The organism is Streptomyces sp. NPDC047072 (genome assembly GCF_040643855.1).
Lineage (GTDB): Bacteria > Actinomycetota > Actinomycetes > Streptomycetales > Streptomycetaceae > Streptomyces.
In genome coordinates this window covers 26543-43143 of record NZ_JBEYVC010000046.1, presented here as the reverse complement: position 1 = coordinate 43143, position 16601 = coordinate 26543, and the positions used below count along the sequence as shown (strand labels likewise).

The window sequence follows — 16601 nt, the reverse complement described above, 5'->3', positions numbered from 1 at the left end:
GCAGGCAAGCCGAGTTGCACACGTACCAAAGAGGGACTTGGTGCCCTTCGACTGGCGGCTGCGGTGAAGGGTGGCCACCAGGCCGCCGACAACCCGGTGGCCACCCGCTTCCTCAGAGTGCGGACCTGTACAGACCGAACTCCGAGATCCGTACGGCACTTCGCGACTGCGTCACCCGCAGCCGCCAGCGCCGTGCCGTGACCGGTGTCGGCAGGAGGAGGATGCGGCTCGCGCCGATCGTTCCGGCGGAGGCCACCTCGGTCCAGCCGTCGTCACTCAACACCTCGACGACGAAGCTCTCCACCTGTTGTCCGTTCCGGATGTCCTCGGCGAGGCGGATGCGGTCGACCTCCTGGGCCCGGCCCAGGTCGACGGTGACACGGCCCGGGGACGAGGTCGTACGGCCGTGTCGGGCCAGGTCCTCCGGGAGTTCGCGTTCGATGCGTTCGCGGAACTCACGTAGGCGGACCACATCCGTGTCGTGCAGCAGACCGTCCGTGTCCGGTGGGACGTTCAGGAGAAGGACCGCGTTGCGGCCCACCGAGCCGAAGAAGATCTCCGTCAAGTAGTCGACGGACTTGGGCTGTTGGTCGGGGTGGTAGAACCAGCCGTCGCGGATGGAGACGTCGCACTCGGCCGGCCACCACTGGAGGAAGTCGGTCGTCGGCTGAGCCGCGACCAGCGCGTCCCGGCTGCCCTCGTCCGGAGTGTCGTAGGACAGCGCCCAGTCCGTGCGGCCGTACTGGTTCTCCTTGACCGGGATGACACTCCACTCGTCCTCGCGCGCGATACCGCTCTCGTTGCCGACCCAGCGCAGGTCGGGGCCGGTGACGGCGATCGCCGCGTCGGGGGCGAGGGAGCGGACCAGGCTGTACCAGCTGTCCCAGTCGTAGCTCTCCACCTTGTCGGGCGGGATGTGCCCCTGGGCGCCGTCGAACCACACCTCGTCGACCTGCCCGTACTCGGTGAGCACCTCGTACAGCGTGTTGAGCATGTGGGCGCCGTAGTCGGTGCCGTCGAGGGTGTGGAAGCGGTCCGGCGAGCGGTCGTCGCCCTCCACCAGGGTCGGGATCGTGCGCGGCGAGCGCGCGCTGCCGTTGGCGTACACCCCGTGCAGGTACTGGTTCTCGTCGGCCGGCGAGATGTAGACGCCGACCTTCAGGCCGTACCGTCGCATCGAGTCGGCGAAGGAGCGCAGGACATCGCCGCGCCCGTCACGCCAACTGCTCGACGCCACCGTGTGGTTGGTGTAGCGGGAGGGGTAGAGGACGAAGCCGTCGTGGTGCTTGACGGTGAGGATGGCGAGTTTGAAGCCGCCGTCCACCAACGCCCGCGCCCACTGGTCGGTGTCGAGACCGGTTGGCTGGAAGACGTTCGGATCCTCGTCGCCGGTGCCCCACTCCAGGCCGGTGAAGGTGTTCACGCCGAAGTGCAGGAACGCGGTGCGCTCCAGGCTCTGCCAGGCGATCTGCCGTGCGGTGGGCCGGACTTGGGACGCCTTGCGGACGAGGTCGGCCTCGGTGTCGGTCGCCGACACCGGGATGCGGTAGAAGCGGTCGTCGCCGGAGAGGGCCAGGGCCGGGGTGGGGATCCCGGTCACGGCGAGCGCGCCCGCCGCGGCGACGAAGAGTCGTCTGGAAAGGGTCATGGGAGAGCGCTCCTCAGCTCAAGTGCCAGACTGCGGGCTTGCGTTGGTCGGCCGGGTACTGCACGATCCGGCCGTCGTCCGTGACGGTCAGCGCCATCTGCGTGATCGCGTTCACCAGCCGGTAGCCGCCCGCCTCGGGCAGCAACTGCCAGCGCTGCAGGGTGCTCGACGCGTCGCAGGTGTCCCAGGTCGCCTCGACGCCGGGCTGCAACGGCACGTTGAGCGTCAGCTTGCCGCCGCTGATCGCGAGACATCCGGCGTCCGACCGCAGGGTCGCGTAACCGTCCGCCGTCCGCCGCAGCGTCGCCGTGAACGACTGCCCCTCAGCCCCCAAGGTGTACTTCCCGTCCGCGACCGGCACCCGGGCCAGGTCCCGCCAGCCCGGTGCGTGCCCAACAGCCGTACCGCGTGCGACAAAGGCACTGTAAGTAGCATCAGGATGCGGATCACCCCACGTCGCCTGCGCGACATGCCGCAGCGCGGGCCAGAGTGCGACGGCGACCTCGTTCTCGGTCTCCCCGCGTCCGTTGTCCGGCCACAGGCTGATCTTCGCGCCGGTAACGCCCTGGGCTGACGTCAGCTTCTCGCCCTCGAAGCTGCGCGGGTCCCAACTCTGGTCGTACAGCGACGCGGTGTCGCTGTGGAAGCCGCCACGGATCAGGTAGAGGGAGTACGCGGCGTTCATCACCGAGTAGCCCTGCGCGATGAGTTGACTCGGCTTCACCGCGACGTTCAGCCAGTGCTCGACGGTGGTGTCCTGGTCGACCGGGACGGTGTTGGCGCCGGTCAGGCCGTCGTTCCAGATGCGCAGCTTGACGCCCTTGCCCGCCGCGTAGTCGTGGACGCGGTTGATGAAGTCGATGTAGGCGTCCTGCGGAGTGGCGTCCGAACCGTACTTCTGCTGGGCGTACTTGAGCATCTGCGGGTACTTGGAGTAGTCGGAGCCGAGCATGTACTCGTCGGCACCCATGTGCCAGGACTTCGCGGTGAAGACCTGCGCGTACTCGTCCATCAGGCTGGTGTAGTAGTCGAAGGCCGCCTGCTGGGTGACGTCGAGCCGGGCGGGCTGCTTGTTGCCGTCGGAGTCGGTCAGTTGCAGGTCGGGGCGGTTCTCGATCCAGGGGTCCATGTGGCCCGGGGAGTTGATCTCGGGGATGACCTCGACGTGGTACTTGTCGCCGAGTGCGACGAGCTGCCGGATCTCGTCCTTGGTGTAGTAGCCCCAGGTGTTGGCCTCGGGATGGGCGTCGCTCTTCACCTTCAGCTCCACGAGCAGCTGGTTGAGCTTGTTGTACGCCATCTCGCGGACGAGGTTCTCCATCCAGGGCAGCGTGATGTGGATGTAGCAGGCGCACACGCCGACCCCGCGCTCCTTGTAGCGCGGCACGTCGACGGTGCGGCCGGCGGGGATCCGGTCGCCCTGGGCGAGGAGTTGGAGGAGGGTCCGGGTGCCGTAGAAGGCGCCGGTCTCGGTGGCGCCGGTGATCGACAGGCTCCGCCCGGCGCGCAGTTCGTAGCCCTCGGCGCCGAGCGAGGTCCTGGACGGCCTGACGTCGATAACGATGTCACCGGAACCGGCGGCGGCACCACCCCGGACGACGGGCACACTCCCGTGTCCCGCCGCTCGAAGATCACCGGCCAGCGTCGAGGCGACCCGGCGCTCGGCCGCACTGTCGGCCACCAGCCGGGTGCCGGTCCCGAACGCATAACTCCCGGCCTCCGGCGTCCAGTCGGTCAGGGCGGGCACCGTGACCGGCGTGCTCGACGCCTCGCCCGCGACCGCCGGGACGGGTGTCAGGAGCAGCGTCAGCAACGCCACGACAGCGGCGAATCTCAGCCGTTTCCTCATGAGCGACTCCCTATTCATCGGATGGCTGATAATTGAGGCCACCAGGAGAGCTGTCAACGGGGCTGAATGAGCCGAGAGTTGGGCCAGAGATCGGATGACCTGCTGGTCAACGGCCTTCCGTCGGACGAACCGGAAGCGAAAAGTCCAAGAGGACCGGTGCGAATGTCCAAGCGCGAGCGCTCTCGACTCGGCGCCCGCGCACGGGCAGAGTTCTCCCTACGTACTCACCAGTAGCCCCGAGGAGCGCACGTGACCAGCTGGGCCGGCAGGACCGCCGCCGAGATCGCCGCCGCCGTACGCGAGAAGCGGGTCACGCCGCGGGAGGTGGTGGCCGAGCACCTCGCCCGGATCGAGCGGCTGGACGGCCGTGTCGGAGCCTTCCGGGTGGTGCGGGCCGAGGCCGCGCTCGCCGAGGCCGACGAGGTCGGGGCGCGGGGCGATCTGGACGAACTCCCGCTGGCCGGTGTGCCGGTGGCGGTCAAGGACAACCTCGCCGTGCGCGGCGAGAGCAACCGCGTCGGCTCCGCCGCGACCCCGGACACGCCCGCCGACCACGACCACGTCACCGTGGCGCGCCTGCGGGCGGCGGGCGTGGTGGTCGTCGGTCTCACGAACGTCCCCGAGCTGTGCGTCTTCGGCACTACGGAGGGCGTCCACGGCACCGCCCGCAACCCGTGGGACACCTCGCGCAACGCGGGCGGCTCGTCCGGCGGCAGCGCGGCCGCGGTCGCCGCGGGCCTGGTGCCGATCGCCCTCGGCAACGACGGCATGGGCTCGCTGCGCATCCCGGCGGCCAACTGCGGCCTGGTCACCATCAAGCCGGGGTCGGGGGTGGTCCCCGCCGGCATCAGTGACGGCGACTGGTTCGGCATGTCCGAAAACGGCCCGCTCGCGACGACCGTCGAGGACGCGCGGCTGCTGCTTTCGGTCATGGCGGACAGCTCGTTCGTACGACGGGACGAGCACGCCACGCTGAAGGTCGCCGTCTCGCTGCGCAGCCCGCTCGCCGGGATCGCCGTCACCAAGCCGTATACGAAGGCCGTACGGGATGCGGCCGGGCTCCTCATCAAGGGGGGCCATCAAGTGCGGCGCGCGGATCCGCCGTATCCGCTGTCGCTGAGCCTGACGTCACTGACCACCTGGACGGCGGGTACGTCCGTCGACGCCGAGGGGCTCGACCGGAGCCGGCTGGCCCGGCGCACCCGGGTGCACGCGGCGATCGGGCGGCGCTTCCTCGGCACGGTTCGGACGGGCAAGGCACGCGAGGAGCTGCGCCGACGCCTCGAACCCTTCTTCGCCGAGCACGACGTCCTGCTGCTTCCCGCCCTCGCCCGCCGCTCCCCCAAGGCGGGCCCCTGGCACGAGCGCGGCTGGCTGGCCAACGTCCTGGTCAACTCCAACTACTCGCCCCTGACTCCCCCGTGGAACCTCACCGGCTGGCCGGCGATGTCGGTCCCCCTCGGCACCCTGCCCTCGGGCGCCCCCACCGCCGTACAACTGGTGGCGCGGCCTGGGTCGGAGGCCGTACTGCTGGACCTGGCGGAGGAGTTGGAGCGACGGCAGCCGTGGCAGCGCACGGCACCGCTCGACTGACGCCTCTCAGAGCGCCTTGTACATGACGTGCAGCCCGACCGGCCCATGCCGGGGGTGGTCGAACGCCTCCGGCACGGTCCCCAGGATCGTGAAGCCGAGGGAGGTCCAGAGCTTCACGGCCGGGTTGGTCTCGACGACGGCGTTGAACACCATGCCCCGGTAGCCCTGGGCCTTCGCGGCGGCCAGGATGTGCTCCGCGAGGGCGCGGCCGTAGCCGCGGCCGGCCTGGTCGGGGTCGACCATGAAGCCCGCGTTGGCGATGCGGGCGGCGGGGCCGCCGTAGTTGGGGGTGAGGTAGGCCGAGGCGACCAGCGCTCCGCTGTCGTCCTCGACGACGTAGACGCGCTTGGCGGGATGCGTCCACAGCGCGCGGGCGGCTTCCTCGGTGGTGTCCGGGTCCCAGGTGTAGGTCTCCCCGGCGGCCACGATGCGGTGCCAGAAAGGCCAGATCCGCGGCCAGTCGTCGGCCGCGGCTTCTCTGATCGGCATGGGCGTGAGTCTCGCACGCCCATGCCGTCGGCGATCGCGAAGGGTCCTGCGGTCAGTCCACGCTGGGCAGGATGTGGGGCTCGGCGAGGTCGTCCTCGTACCCCGCGAGCCGGATGGGGGCGGAGCGCGCCCACACGTCGAGGCTGCCGAGTTCTCCCGGCCGTCGGCCGGCGCGCTCCGTGCGTTCCTTGGGGCGCTGTTCGCGATTCGTCTTCTCCGGTGTCACCGCGCACTCCTTATGTGTCGGGCTCACCCTCGGGACGTACCTGGCCAACCTATGGTCCGGCGCTGGACGCCCGCTCGGGTCTGGGTCGAGATCGGGTTCGGACGCGGTGGCGCCGGTAACTCATGTGAGAGCAGGCCGTGGTGACCGGCTTGTCCCGGGACGGACCATGGGTGTGGGTGGGACCCCGTACTGCCGTCCGTCCGCTACAGATTAACCAAATGAGCAGGGGTCCGCTCGATAGGGGCTGAAAACAAGGGGTAACCATTGCAATTCGCCTGGCTTCTTCCGGCCATGTTCTGCGGTGGTTTGTCACAGGGTGAACCTTTCCGGAGTCACCCGTTCGGCCTACGGATCCGACCGGCCCTTCGAGCCGAAGGGGGGCACGCAGTTCAGTTGCCGTTGGCCGAATCGCAAGGCGCCCATGATCTGCTGAACCACGGCAACGGACGGCCCGGCGGGAGGTCTGGCGTATGGAACTGCGCAGTGTCGACGAGCTGATGGATCTGCTGCACGCCTGCGGGAGCGAGCACGCCCTGCGGACCGCCGCGCTGCTGCGTCGCGGCCGGCCCGCCGACAAGGAGCTCCAGGTGGCGGGCCTGGTGCAGGACATCGCCCAGGCCGCCGAAGCCGTCCGCACCCTGCTCGGCGAACGGGTCTGCCGTCTCCTGCGCCACCACGGCCCCGCCCCCGACGACGACCTGCTGCGCCTCGCGGCCGAGGAGGCCCGCACATCCGCCTTCGACGCGGGCGTCCTGGAGGACTGGCGCGCGGTCCTCGAACTGGTCGCCGCCCGCAACTCCCGTCTGGAGACTGTCGACTGACGGTCCGTCATGAGACGGTACGGCGATGACATCGTCGTACGGACTGGAAGGACTGGCGGGTCGGGCCGCGATCGTCACCGGCGGCACGCGCGGGATCGGTCTGGCCGTGGCCCGGCAACTCGCCGACGCCGGAGTGCGGGTGTGTGTGACGGCACGGGACGCGGAGGACGTTCTCCGGGTGGCCACCGACCTCAAGGGCACAGGCCTCGCGGGCAGCGTGGCGGACCCCGACCACCTCCGGTCGGTCGTCGACCTGACCCTGCGCGAGTTCGGGCGCATGGACATCCTCGTCAACAACGCGGCGACGAATCAGCCGTACGGCCCCCTGATGGACGTGGACCCGGATGAGTGGCGCAACGCGTTCACCGTCAACGTGGAGGCGGCGCTGCGGCTGACGCAGGGCGTGTGGCGGGGCTGGATGCGCGAGCACGGCGGCTCGGTGATCAACATCTGCACCGAGGGCGCAGCGCATGTGGGCCCCCGCCTCGGCGCCTACGGCACCAGCAAGGCGGCCCTGCTGCACCTCACCCAACAGTTGGCGGGCGAACTCGCCCCGAGAGTGCGGGTCAACTCCGTCTCCCCCGGCCTGGTCCGCACGGAGATGGCCCGCTTCGTCTGGGAGCCGGGCGAGCAGGAGATCGCCTCGGGCCTGCCACTGGGCAGGATCGGAGAGCCGGAGGACATCGCAAGGGCGGTGGTGTGGCTGGCGTCGGACGCAGCGGCATGGATCACCGGCGCGGACCTACTGGTGGACGGCGGAACACGAGTGCAGCGGGCGCACGTGTCGACACAGGAGGCCCTACGCAACCTGGGGGCGCGGGGAACTGCGCGACCAGCCCCCACAAACCCGCAGCCGACGACGGACTACCACTTCCCCGGCGCGTAGTCCTTCAAGAAGACCCCGTACACGTCCTCGCCGTCTTCCCCCCGCACGATCGGGTCGTACACCCGAGCCGCCCCGTCCACCAGGTCCAACGGCGCGTGGAACCCCTCCTCGGCCAGCCGCAGCTTGTCGTAGTGGGGACGCTCGTCCGTGATCCAGCCGGTGTCGACCGAGGTCATGAGGATGCCGTCGGACTGGAACATCTCCTGCGCGCTGGTCCGGGTCACCATGTTCATCGCGGCCTTGGCGGCGTTCGTGTTCGGATGCCCCGCACCCTTGTAGCCGCGCCCGAAGACCCCCTCCATGGCCGACACGTTCACGACGTACGCCCGCTTCGACGCGGCCTTGCGCGCCGCCTCCGCCATCGACGGACGCAGCGCACTGATCAGGATGAACGGCGCGGTGTAGTTGCACAGTTGGGTCTCAAGGAGCTCCACCGGCGAGATCTGCTCGATCGTCTGCACCCATGTGTTGGTGTCGACCACGTCCGGGACCAGCCCGCCCGCGTCGATGGCGGTGCCGTCGAGGTGCCGCGCGACACTGGCGTTGCCCGCGACCAGCGCGAGGTCGGCGACCTGCTGGGCGTCGAGGCCGGAGATCCCCACGGGCAGCGCGGCGAGCCCGTCGACCGCACCGGATCCGAACGCGCCGATGACGTGGTGCGCGGGCAGTTCCCCGGCGGGCAGCGGCGCGCTCTCGCCCTCGACCAGCGCCGCGTACGCGGACGGCAGCCGTCGTACGGTCTGGGTCGCGTTGTTGACGAGGATGTCGAGCGGGCCCGCCGCGGCGACCTGGTCGGCGAGGGCCACGGCCTGGGCCGGGTCGCGCAGGTCGATGCCGACGACCTCCAGGCGGTGCAGCCAGTCACCGGAGTCGTCCATGGCCTTGAAGCGGCGGATGGCGTCCTTGGGGAAGCGCGTGGTGACCGTGGTGTGCGCGCCGTCGCGCAGCAGCCTGAGCGCGATGTACATGCCGATCTTGGCGCGCCCGCCGGTGAGCAGCGCGCGCTTGCCGGTGAGGTCGGCGCGGGCGTCGCGCTTGGCGCGGTTCAGACGGGCGCAGTCCGCGCAGAGCTGGTGGTAGAAGTAGTCGACCTCGACGAACCGGGTCTTGCAGGTGTAGCAGGAGCGCGGGCGCTGGAGTATCCCCGCGATCCTGCCCTCCTCGGTGACCGAGGAGGGCAGGATGCCCTCGGTCTCGTCGTCGATGCGCTGGGCGGAGCCGGTCGCCGTGGCCTCCGTGACCGCCTTGTCGTGGGCGGTCTTGGCGGCCCGGCGCTCCTGGCGGCGGCGCTGCTTGACCGTGCGGTAGACGCCGGCGGTGGCCCGGCGCACGGCGATCGCGTCGGGGTGGTCGACGTCCAGCTGGTCGAGCTCCTCCAGCACGCTCAGGCAGACGGCGAGCCGCTCCGGGTCGATGCCGGGGCCGTACACGACCTCGTCCACGGCGTCGTCCGAGATCGCCGAGCCGTCCTCTGTCACCGTCATCGCGCTGCCGTTTCCCTGCTCACCCGTGCGCCGCTCCGGACGCGTCCGCTGTCGAACGCGAAATTTTACTTCAGTACCGGAGTGGGCCCGTAAACCCGGAGACGATCACGCCTCGCAAGCGGTGATCAGCGCCTCGACCTCCTCGTGCAGCGCCGCCGCGAGCCGGTCGAGGTCCGGTACGGCCCGCGCGTCGGCGACCAGGCCGTAGTGGACGTGTCCCCGGTAGGTGGAGATCGCGACCGCGAGGGACTGGCCGCGGGCCAGGGGCGCGTAGGGGTAGACCTCGGTGACCGGGTTGCCGCCGAGCTTCAGGCCGAGGCTGGGCAGCGGGACGCTGGTGACGAGGATGTCGTACCAGAGGCGGGCGGCCTGGCCGGCCAGCGGTCCGCCGAGGCGGTGACCGAGGGCCGGGACGTGGTCGGCGAGCAGGGCGACGGCGCCCGCGCCCCGGTCGGACCCCGCGTCCTTGTTGCGGTCCATGGCCGTGCGGACCGTGTCCAGGCGGCCGAGCGGGTCGGGGTCGCAGACCGGAAGCCGTATCAGGTAGCCGGAGAGCCGGTTGCCCTGTGGGTGCGCGGTGCGCGGGCGGCGCCGGGAGACCGGGATCAGGGCGCGGGGTGCCACGCCCTCGCTGCCGTCGCCGCGCTCGTCCAGCCAGCGGCGCAGGGCGCCGGCGACGACCGCGATCAGGACGTCGTTGACGGTGCCGCCGCGGCGCTTGCGGACGCGGTGCACGTCGTCGAGGTCGACGACCACACCGGCGGTACGGCGGGTGCCGGACGGTTCGGCGACGAGCGCGGCCGACGAGCGCACGCCCAGACCGGACACGGCGAGGGAGGCGCCGATGTCCAGGGCGCGGCCCACGTCGGAGACGGCGCCCCGGACCAGGGAGGGCAGCTTGCGCATGTCCGGCAGCAGGCCCTTGGCGGGTTCCTCGGGGCGCGGCTTGCGGGCGGGCAGGTCCATCGGGTCCAGGACGGCGGCGGCGAGGGTGAGCGCCCGCAGTCCGTCGGCCAGGGCGTGGTGGAACTTGAAGAGCACGGCGAAGGAGGTACCGTCCTCCCCGGGCAGCACATGGGCCTCCCAGGGCGGCAGCTCGCGGTCCAGGGGGCGCTGCATGAGCCGGCCCGCCTCCGCCTGGAAGTCGGCGGTCGGGGCGTGCAGCAGGACGTGCCGGAGCGGGTCGAAAGCGGGGTCGGGTACCCGGGCGGCTCCCCCGAAGGCCCGCGGGAAGCCGAGCGGCCACGCGTCCCGGATCCGCATGCGCAGTCCGGGTACGGCGGCGGCGCGGCCCGCGAGCAGGTCCGCCGCGTGGGCGCCCGCGGTGGGCGAGTGGGCCGAGAAGACGCCGAGCGCGCCCAGGTGCATGGGGTGCTCGGCGGATTCCATGTTCCAGAACGCCAGGTCGAGAGGTGCGAGCAGGTCAGACGTCAATGGCTTGCCTCGCGTCGACGACGGGTGGGCCAGCAGTCAATCGCCCTTCGGCGATTACGGTCAAGTACGATCAAGCTACGCACAGTTAACAACGGATTAAGTCCCGCCCCTCGTGAAAGGGGCGGGACTCCTGGTGTACCTCCGATCAGCCGTCGGTAGTCACACATCCGGCCGGTGTGGCCCGTGACGCGTCCCGGATGAGCGCCTCGTGCGCGGCCCGCACCCGCTCGACGTCCGGTTTCAGCACCGCCCGGTCATAGGTGAGCAGCCCGTTCAGCTCGCCCTCGACATCGGATATCTGGGTGTAGACGGCGCCGTTGCTCCCCCGGCAGACCAGGGCGCGCACCTCGTCGAGCTTGGCCAGATAGTCGTCGGTGTAGGTCGCCGGGTCGACGTCGACGTACGACTGCTGCACCGACCAGGCATGGCCGGGCACCGCGAGCCCGAGACCGCCGTACTCGCCGCTGACCAGGGCGCGCTTGCCATCCGGGTGCGGCGGCAGGGCCGGGCTCGGATAGCCGTGCTCGTCCATGATGTCGCCGGTCCCGCCGTCCGCGCCGAGGTTGAGCCCCGACTGGTTGTTGACCAGGCGGGTCGGGTCCCAGGCCTTGGCCTGTTCGGCGACACGTCCGATGTCGTACTGGCCCCAGCCCTCGTTGAAGGTCACCCACATGACGACCGACGGGCTGCTGATGTGCTCGTCGATCATCTCCTTCATCTCCCGCTCGTACTCGGCGCGGGCGGCTGTGCCCGGACTCACACCGGCCGTCGTGGCGGGCATGTCCTGCCAGACCATGAGGCCCAGCCGGTCGGCCCAGTAGAACCAGCGGTCCGGCTCGACCTTGATGTGCTTGCGCACGGCGTTGAAGCCGAGTTGCTTGTGCACCTTCAGGTCGTACGCGAGGGCCTCGTCGGTGGGGGCGGTGTGCAGCCCGTCGGGCCAGAAGCCCTGGTCGAGGGTGGCCATCATGAAGACCGGCGCGCCGTTGAGGAGGGTGCGGGGGGTCCCGTTCACGTTCTCCACGGAGACCGAGCGCATCCCGAAGTAGCTGCCGACGCGATCGGCGCCAACGGTCACCTTCAGGCCGTACAGGAAGGGGTCGTCGGGCGACCACAGGCGCGGGTTCTCGAGGGTGACGGTCAGCGGTCCGCCGGTGCGGCCGCGGGCGGTTGCGACCTTGCGTTTTCCGTCGTACGCCGTCGCCGTGATCGGTACGCCGTCGCGGACGCCCTTCGCCTCGACGGTCAGCCGGTTGGTGGAGACGTCGGGGGTCAGCCTGAGGGAGTCGACGTGGTCCGGGGCGACCGGTTCCATCCAGACGGTCTGCCAGATGCCGGAGGACGGGGTGTACCAGATGCCGCTCGGGTCGAGGCGCTGCTTGCCGAGGGGCGGGTTCTCCCCGTCGGCCGCGTCGGTGGGGTCGTACACGCCGACGATCAGTTCCTGGGTACGCCCTGGCTTGAGCGCGTCGGTGATGTCGGCACCGAACTTGTCGTAGCCGCCGGTGTGTTCGGTGACCTTGGTGCCGTTGACGTACACCTCGGTCTTCCAGTCGACGGCGCCGAAGTTGAGCTTCAGCCGCTTGCCGTCGCCGATGTGCCAGTCGCGCGGGACGGTGAAGGTGCGGCGGTACCACATGCGGTCCTCGTGCCGTTCCAGACCGGAGAGTTGGGACTCCACCGGGTACGGGACCAGGATGCGCTCGGCGAGGTTGCGGCCCACGGGCGGCTGCTCGCCTGCCTCGGCGGCGGCGAACTGCCAGCGCCCGTTGAGGTTCTGCCAGGCGTCGCGGGTCAACTGCGGGCGCGGGTACTCCGGATGGGCGTTGTCCGGGCCCACCTCGTCGGCCCAGCGGGTGCGCAGTTCGTACGTCGACCGGTTGGGGCCGCTGCTCCAGAATGGCTCGACAACGTTGCCGTCTGCCGATGCGAGGCCGCCCGCGCCGTCATAGCGGACGTCGGCCGTACCGCGTGCGGTGCCGGTCTTGTTGCCTACGACGGGTTCGTCGAGGGCGACGAGGAGCGAGCGCGGGTTCGCCGGGTCCCGCCTCACCGCCCCCAGCGGCCACTTGGCGCCGCCGATCACCGCCTGGAGGTGGTCGGTCAGACCGGCCGGGAGTGCGGCGAGGGGCTGGGCGAAGTCGAGCCTGAGGGTGCGGCCGGTGCCGAGGACGGTGGTGGCGACGGGTCCGTCGTAGTCGTAGCCCTCGGGGAGGCGGAAGGCCGACTGGGGGACGGCCTCCTTGGTGCCGCCGGGCGGGGTCCAGCGCAGGTGGAGGTTGGAGCCGCCGTAGTGCTCGAAGTACTCGACCTTGATGTCGTAGGCCCGTCCGGCCGTCAACTCGACGGGCTGCGCGGTCTGTTCGCGGTCCCAGTCGTCGACCCAGTGGTCGATGAGGAGCTGTCCGCCGACCCAGAGGCGGAAGCCGTTGTCGCCGATGACCGAGAAGGTGTGGGGGCCGGACGCCGTCGGCACGAGCCTGCCGGTCCAGCGGACACTGACGTCGTCCGAGCGGCCGGTCGCGGCCGTGAGCCGGGGTTCCAGGGTGTCGAAGTCGAGGTTGGGGTCGAAGGTGGTCGCCTTGAGCTGGCCGAAGTCGAAGGCGCCGGGGGCGGACTGCGTGTAGTACTCGCCCTTGAGGCCGCGGGCCTCGACGGGGTCCTCGGCGGCCGGGGCGGGCGCCGCGGTGAGGCCGGCGAGGCCGAGGAGCAGCGCTAACAGCAGGGCCAGTCGTTCTCTGAGATGTCTCCTGCGCACGGAAGCCTCCATAACAACGTTGTCATGGACATGAACTGGCATGACAACACGGATTCCGGCTTCCGTCCAGGGACCCGGCAGGGTCCCTGGACCAGACCCGCTACGAGACCAACTGGCCCTTCCCCAGGGCGATCACCCCGCCCTTGGAGACCGTGTACAGCTCCGCGTCCCGCTCCGGGTTCACCCCGATCGTGGCACCCGGCGGGACCTCCACGTTCTTGTCGAGGACCGCGCCGCGGACCACCGCGCCCCGGCCTATCTTGACGTTGTCGTGCAGGACCGACCCCTGGACCACCGCGCCCGGGTCGACGACCACGCCCGGCGAGAGGATCGACCGGGTCACCTGGCCGCGGATCAGGCAGCCCGCGCTGATGATGGACTCGCTGGCGATGCCGCCCGCGTTGAAACGGGCCGGGGAGAGCTGGCCGGAGTGGGTGTAGACGGGCCACTGGCGGTTGTAGAGGTTGAACGCGGGGCGCTCGGCGATCAGATCCATGTGGGCGTCGTAGTAGGCGTCCAGCGTGCCGACGTCCCGCCAGTAGCCGCGGTCGCGGCTGGTCTCGCCCGGGACGTGGTTGGTGGTGAAGTCGTAGAGCTGGGCCTCGCCCCGGTCGGTGAGCTGCGGGAGGATCGAACCGCCCATGTCGTGCAGGGAGTTCTCGTCCTCGGCGTCCCGCTGCAACGCCTCGATCAGAGCCTTGGTGGTGAAGATGTAGTTGCCCATCGAGGCGAAGACGGTCTCCGGGTCGTCCACGAGCCCCGGCGGGTCGGCGGGCTTCTCCAGGAAGCGCTCCACCGTCAGTCCGTCCGAGCCCGGCGTGATCACGCCGAACTGCGAGGACTCCGAGCGCGGCACCCGGATGCCGGCCACTGTCACTCCCGCGCCGGACTCGATGTGCTGGGCGAGCATCTGGCGCGGGTCCATCCGGTACACGTGGTCGGCGCCGAACACCACCACGTACTCGGGGCGTTCGTCGTAGACCAGGTTCAGCGACTGGAGGATCGCGTCCGCGCTGCCCAGGTACCAGCGCGGGCCGAGCCGCTGCTGGGCGGGGACCGGCGTGATGTAGTTGCCGAGCAGGCTCGACATCCGCCAGGTGGTGGTGATGTGCCGGTCCAGCGAGTGCGACTTGTACTGCGTGAGCACGCAGATGCGCAGGATGTCGCCGTTGACGAGGTTGGACAGGACGAAGTCGACGAGGCGATACGTTCCTCCGAAGGTGACCGCGGGTTTGGCGCGGTCCGTGGTCAAGGGCATCAGGCGTTTGCCTTCTCCGCCCGCCAGTACGATGCCGAGCACCGAAGGTCCGCCACGACGCATGGCCGCTCCCCTCACCCTGGTTGACCCATGCCTGCCCTCGCACAGCGCCTAGTACGCCTGTTTGAGGATCTCCTCGTAGAGCCGGACCGTACGCCGGGCCACCGCGTCCCAGCCGAACTCGCCCACCGCGCGCTCCCGTCCGGCCTCGCCCATCCGCCGGGCGGCCGCCGGATCGCCGATGACCGAGTCCAGCGCCCGCGCCAGGCCCGCCTCGAAGTCGTCGTCCACGGGGACGAGTACCCCGGTCCCGCCGTCGTCCACGACCTCGGGGATCCCGCCGACCCGCGAGGCCACGACGGGGGTTCCGCAGGCCATCGCCTCCAGGTTGACGATGCCGAGGGGCTCGTAGACCGAGGGGCAGACGAACACGGCCGCGTGGGTGAGGAGTTGGATCACCTCGGGGCGCGGCAGCATCTGCGGGATCCAGAACACGCCCTCGCGGACCCGGCTCAGCTCCTCGAAGAGGTCGCGGAACTCCCGGTCGATCTCGGGGGTGTCGGGGGCACCCGCGCACAGCACGACCTGCGTGGCGGGGTCGATGTCCCGTACCGCGCGCAGCAGATGGGGCACGCCCTTCTGGCGGGTGATGCGGCCGACGAAGAGCACGAACGGGCGGTCGCGGTCGATGCCGACGCGGTCCAGCACCTCGGTGCCGTGGTCCGGCCGGTACAGGGCGGTGTCGATGCCGTTGTGCACGATGTGGACCTTCGCCGGGTCCAGGGCCGGGTAGCAGTTCAGGATGTCGTCACGCATGGCGCCCGAGACGGCGATCACGGCGTCGGCGGACTCGATCGCGGTGCGTTCGGCCCAGCTGGAGAGGGCGTACCCGCCGCCGAGCTGCTCGGCCTTCCAGGGGCGCAGTGGCTCCAGGGAGTGGGCGGTCATCACATGCGGGATGCCGTGCAGCAGCTTGCCGAGGTGGCCGGCGAGGTTGGCGTACCAGGTGTGGGAGTGGACCAGCTCTCGGCCTTCGAGGGCGGCGGTCATGGCGAGGTCCACGGAGAAGGTGCGCAGCGCGTCGTTGGCGGTGTCCAGCCCGGACCACGGTCGGTGCCGGATGACGCCCTCCGTGCGGCCCTCTCCCCAGCAGTGCACGTCCAGGTCGACGAGGGCCCTCAACTCCCGGGCGAGGAACTCGACATGGACACCCGCGCCGCCGTACACGTCCGGCGGGTACTCCCGGGTCAGCAGGCCGACTCGCACCCGGATCCCCCTGTCTCAGCGGCTGGTTGCCTTCATGGTCACCCAGATGCGCCGTGCGCGGAAGAGCGCGGGGCTCGTGTGAAGCAACAGTCACCGCACACGCCACTTCCGGGCAACCGGTAGTACAGACAGCAGCTGCGACGGCGGAGCGTGACCGGGTCGAGGGCGCCGGCGAGGAGGGGGTGGGCGAGGAGTTCGGCGCCGAGTGCGCGGGCCCGGTCTCCGCCGAGCTGCCGGACGGCGCCCGTCAGCGCGGAGGCCGCGTTGCCCCACAGAAGTCCGGTGGCGACCCGGTGGTGGTCGTGGAGCAGGGCCGCGAGGGGTTCGAGGTGCCCCTGGAGGACGACGGCCGCGATGGTCGCGGCGTCGCCGGGCAGCGGGCGTACGGCGGAGAGCCAGAGGTCGTCGGGGGCGCTGCCGTCGGGGTCCCAGTCCAGGAGACGCGGGTCGAGGTCGGGGATGCGGCCGTAGTGGACGGCGCAGCCGAGCGCCACGGACCACAGCCGGGCGGCGAGGGCCTGGTGGGCGATGGAGGCGGCGATGCGCGGCTCGGGGGCGTGGAGGGCCTCGCCTACCTTGCGGATGCGAAAAGTAATAGAATGTCCGTAAACATCCGACGCCTGATTTTCGTATGTCCGCGCGAGGGTCGGCGGGGCCGGGTCCGGTGCTCCGGTCGTCCGTAGTGCGAAGAAGGCGCCGAGCGGCCGGAGCGCGGCGAGAGCGGGGTCGAGGTCCACGAAGAGCAGTAGTACCAAGCCCCCTAGGGGGCGCAGCCAGGAGGACGGGGTGGCGGTCCCCCACCTTGGGGATGAGAGTGCCCGATTCGTACTCCATCGGCAGTAGGACCCATTGCCTGCTCAGGTACGACGACGGGAAGAACTTTTCCCGG

At 70.5% G+C, this 16601-nt stretch carries 13 protein-coding genes; 3 read left to right on the top strand and 10 right to left on the bottom strand.

Annotated elements, in window-relative coordinates; genetic code table 11:
• Positions 1-112: 112 nt before the first annotated feature.
• Together ABZ896_RS21295 and ABZ896_RS21290 are read right to left on the bottom strand one after the other, a co-directional pair.
• Positions 113-1648, bottom strand: coding sequence for an alpha-L-fucosidase (locus ABZ896_RS21295; RefSeq protein ID WP_360931109.1), 1536 nt, complete (start codon positions 1646-1648; stop codon positions 113-115).
• Positions 1649-1661: 13 nt separating this feature from the next.
• Positions 1662-3497 (bottom strand): family 20 glycosylhydrolase, encoded by a 1836-nt coding sequence (locus tag ABZ896_RS21290; protein WP_360931106.1) that lies wholly within the window; start codon positions 3495-3497, stop codon positions 1662-1664.
• Between the two features lie 249 nt (positions 3498-3746).
• Between ABZ896_RS21290 and ABZ896_RS21285 the strand changes: the two genes are divergently transcribed.
• Positions 3747-5090: an amidase family protein gene (locus tag ABZ896_RS21285; protein WP_360931103.1), complete on the top strand. Its 1344-nt coding sequence runs from the start codon at positions 3747-3749 to the stop codon at positions 5088-5090.
• Between the two features lie 6 nt (positions 5091-5096).
• Here the strand turns inward: ABZ896_RS21285 and ABZ896_RS21280 are convergent, their stop codons facing one another.
• Both ABZ896_RS21280 and ABZ896_RS21275 read right to left on the bottom strand, forming a co-directional pair.
• Complete coding sequence (locus ABZ896_RS21280) at positions 5097-5579, bottom strand: N-acetyltransferase (RefSeq protein ID WP_360931100.1); 483 nt, start codon at positions 5577-5579, stop codon at positions 5097-5099.
• 52 nt (positions 5580-5631) lie between these two features.
• Positions 5632-5805 carry a hypothetical protein gene (locus tag ABZ896_RS21275; protein ID WP_106980896.1) on the bottom strand — a complete coding sequence of 58 codons (174 nt, stop codon included), beginning with the start codon at positions 5803-5805 and terminating at the stop codon, positions 5632-5634.
• A gap of 470 nt (positions 5806-6275) precedes the next feature.
• Between ABZ896_RS21275 and ABZ896_RS21270 the strand changes: the two genes are divergently transcribed.
• Both ABZ896_RS21270 and ABZ896_RS21265 read left to right on the top strand, forming a co-directional pair.
• Positions 6276-6626 carry a hypothetical protein gene (locus tag ABZ896_RS21270; protein WP_360931097.1) on the top strand — a complete coding sequence of 117 codons (351 nt, stop codon included), beginning with the start codon at positions 6276-6278 and terminating at the stop codon, positions 6624-6626.
• Between the two features lie 25 nt (positions 6627-6651).
• On the top strand, positions 6652-7512 hold the full coding sequence (locus ABZ896_RS21265) for an SDR family oxidoreductase (protein WP_360931094.1): 861 nt from the start codon (positions 6652-6654) through the stop codon (positions 7510-7512).
• On the opposite strand, the gene ABZ896_RS21260 is transcribed toward ABZ896_RS21265, so the two are convergent.
• The 6 genes from ABZ896_RS21260 to ABZ896_RS21235 form a co-directional block, all read right to left on the bottom strand.
• Positions 7491-8996, bottom strand: coding sequence for an SDR family NAD(P)-dependent oxidoreductase (locus ABZ896_RS21260; protein ID WP_360931091.1), 1506 nt, complete (start codon positions 8994-8996; stop codon positions 7491-7493). The two genes, ABZ896_RS21265 and ABZ896_RS21260, sit on opposite strands and share 22 nt — an antisense overlap.
• 105 nt (positions 8997-9101) lie before the next feature.
• The gene (locus ABZ896_RS21255) at positions 9102-10430 is read right to left on the bottom strand and encodes a wax ester/triacylglycerol synthase family O-acyltransferase (RefSeq protein ID WP_360931088.1); all 1329 of its coding nucleotides are present in this window, start codon (positions 10428-10430) and stop codon (positions 9102-9104) included.
• A gap of 145 nt (positions 10431-10575) precedes the next feature.
• Positions 10576-13200 carry a PA14 domain-containing protein gene (locus ABZ896_RS21250; RefSeq protein WP_360931085.1) on the bottom strand — a complete coding sequence of 875 codons (2625 nt, stop codon included), beginning with the start codon at positions 13198-13200 and terminating at the stop codon, positions 10576-10578.
• An 88-nt stretch (positions 13201-13288) separates the two neighbouring features.
• On the bottom strand, positions 13289-14509 hold the full coding sequence (gene glgC, locus ABZ896_RS21245) for a glucose-1-phosphate adenylyltransferase (RefSeq protein WP_360931082.1): 1221 nt from the start codon (positions 14507-14509) through the stop codon (positions 13289-13291).
• Positions 14510-14557: 48 nt separating this feature from the next.
• The gene (gene glgA / locus ABZ896_RS21240) at positions 14558-15712 is read right to left on the bottom strand and encodes a glycogen synthase (protein WP_360931079.1); all 1155 of its coding nucleotides are present in this window, start codon (positions 15710-15712) and stop codon (positions 14558-14560) included.
• 38 nt (positions 15713-15750) lie between these two features.
• Positions 15751-16467 carry a (2Fe-2S)-binding protein gene (locus ABZ896_RS21235; protein ID WP_360931076.1) on the bottom strand — a complete coding sequence of 239 codons (717 nt, stop codon included), beginning with the start codon at positions 16465-16467 and terminating at the stop codon, positions 15751-15753.
• Positions 16468-16601: the final 134 nt, after the last annotated feature.

Excerpts from the sequence above, each read along its gene's own strand:
- ABZ896_RS21295 (WP_360931109.1), bottom strand. The coding sequence starts at position 1,648 with ATGACCCTTTCCAGACGACTCTTCGTCGCCGCGGCGGGCGCGCTCGCC.
- ABZ896_RS21290 (WP_360931106.1), bottom strand. The coding sequence starts at position 3,497 with ATGAGGAAACGGCTGAGATTCGCCGCTGTCGTGGCGTTGCTGACGCTG.
- ABZ896_RS21280 (WP_360931100.1), bottom strand. The coding sequence starts at position 5,579 with ATGCCGATCAGAGAAGCCGCGGCCGACGACTGGCCGCGGATCTGGCCT.
- ABZ896_RS21270 (WP_360931097.1), top strand. The coding sequence starts at position 6,276 with ATGGAACTGCGCAGTGTCGACGAGCTGATGGATCTGCTGCACGCCTGC.
- ABZ896_RS21265 (WP_360931094.1), top strand. The coding sequence starts at position 6,652 with ATGACATCGTCGTACGGACTGGAAGGACTGGCGGGTCGGGCCGCGATC.
- ABZ896_RS21260 (WP_360931091.1), bottom strand. The coding sequence starts at position 8,996 with ATGACGGTGACAGAGGACGGCTCGGCGATCTCGGACGACGCCGTGGAC.
- ABZ896_RS21250 (WP_360931085.1), bottom strand. The coding sequence starts at position 13,200 with ATGGAGGCTTCCGTGCGCAGGAGACATCTCAGAGAACGACTGGCCCTG.
- glgC (WP_360931082.1), bottom strand. The coding sequence starts at position 14,509 with ATGCGTCGTGGCGGACCTTCGGTGCTCGGCATCGTACTGGCGGGCGGA.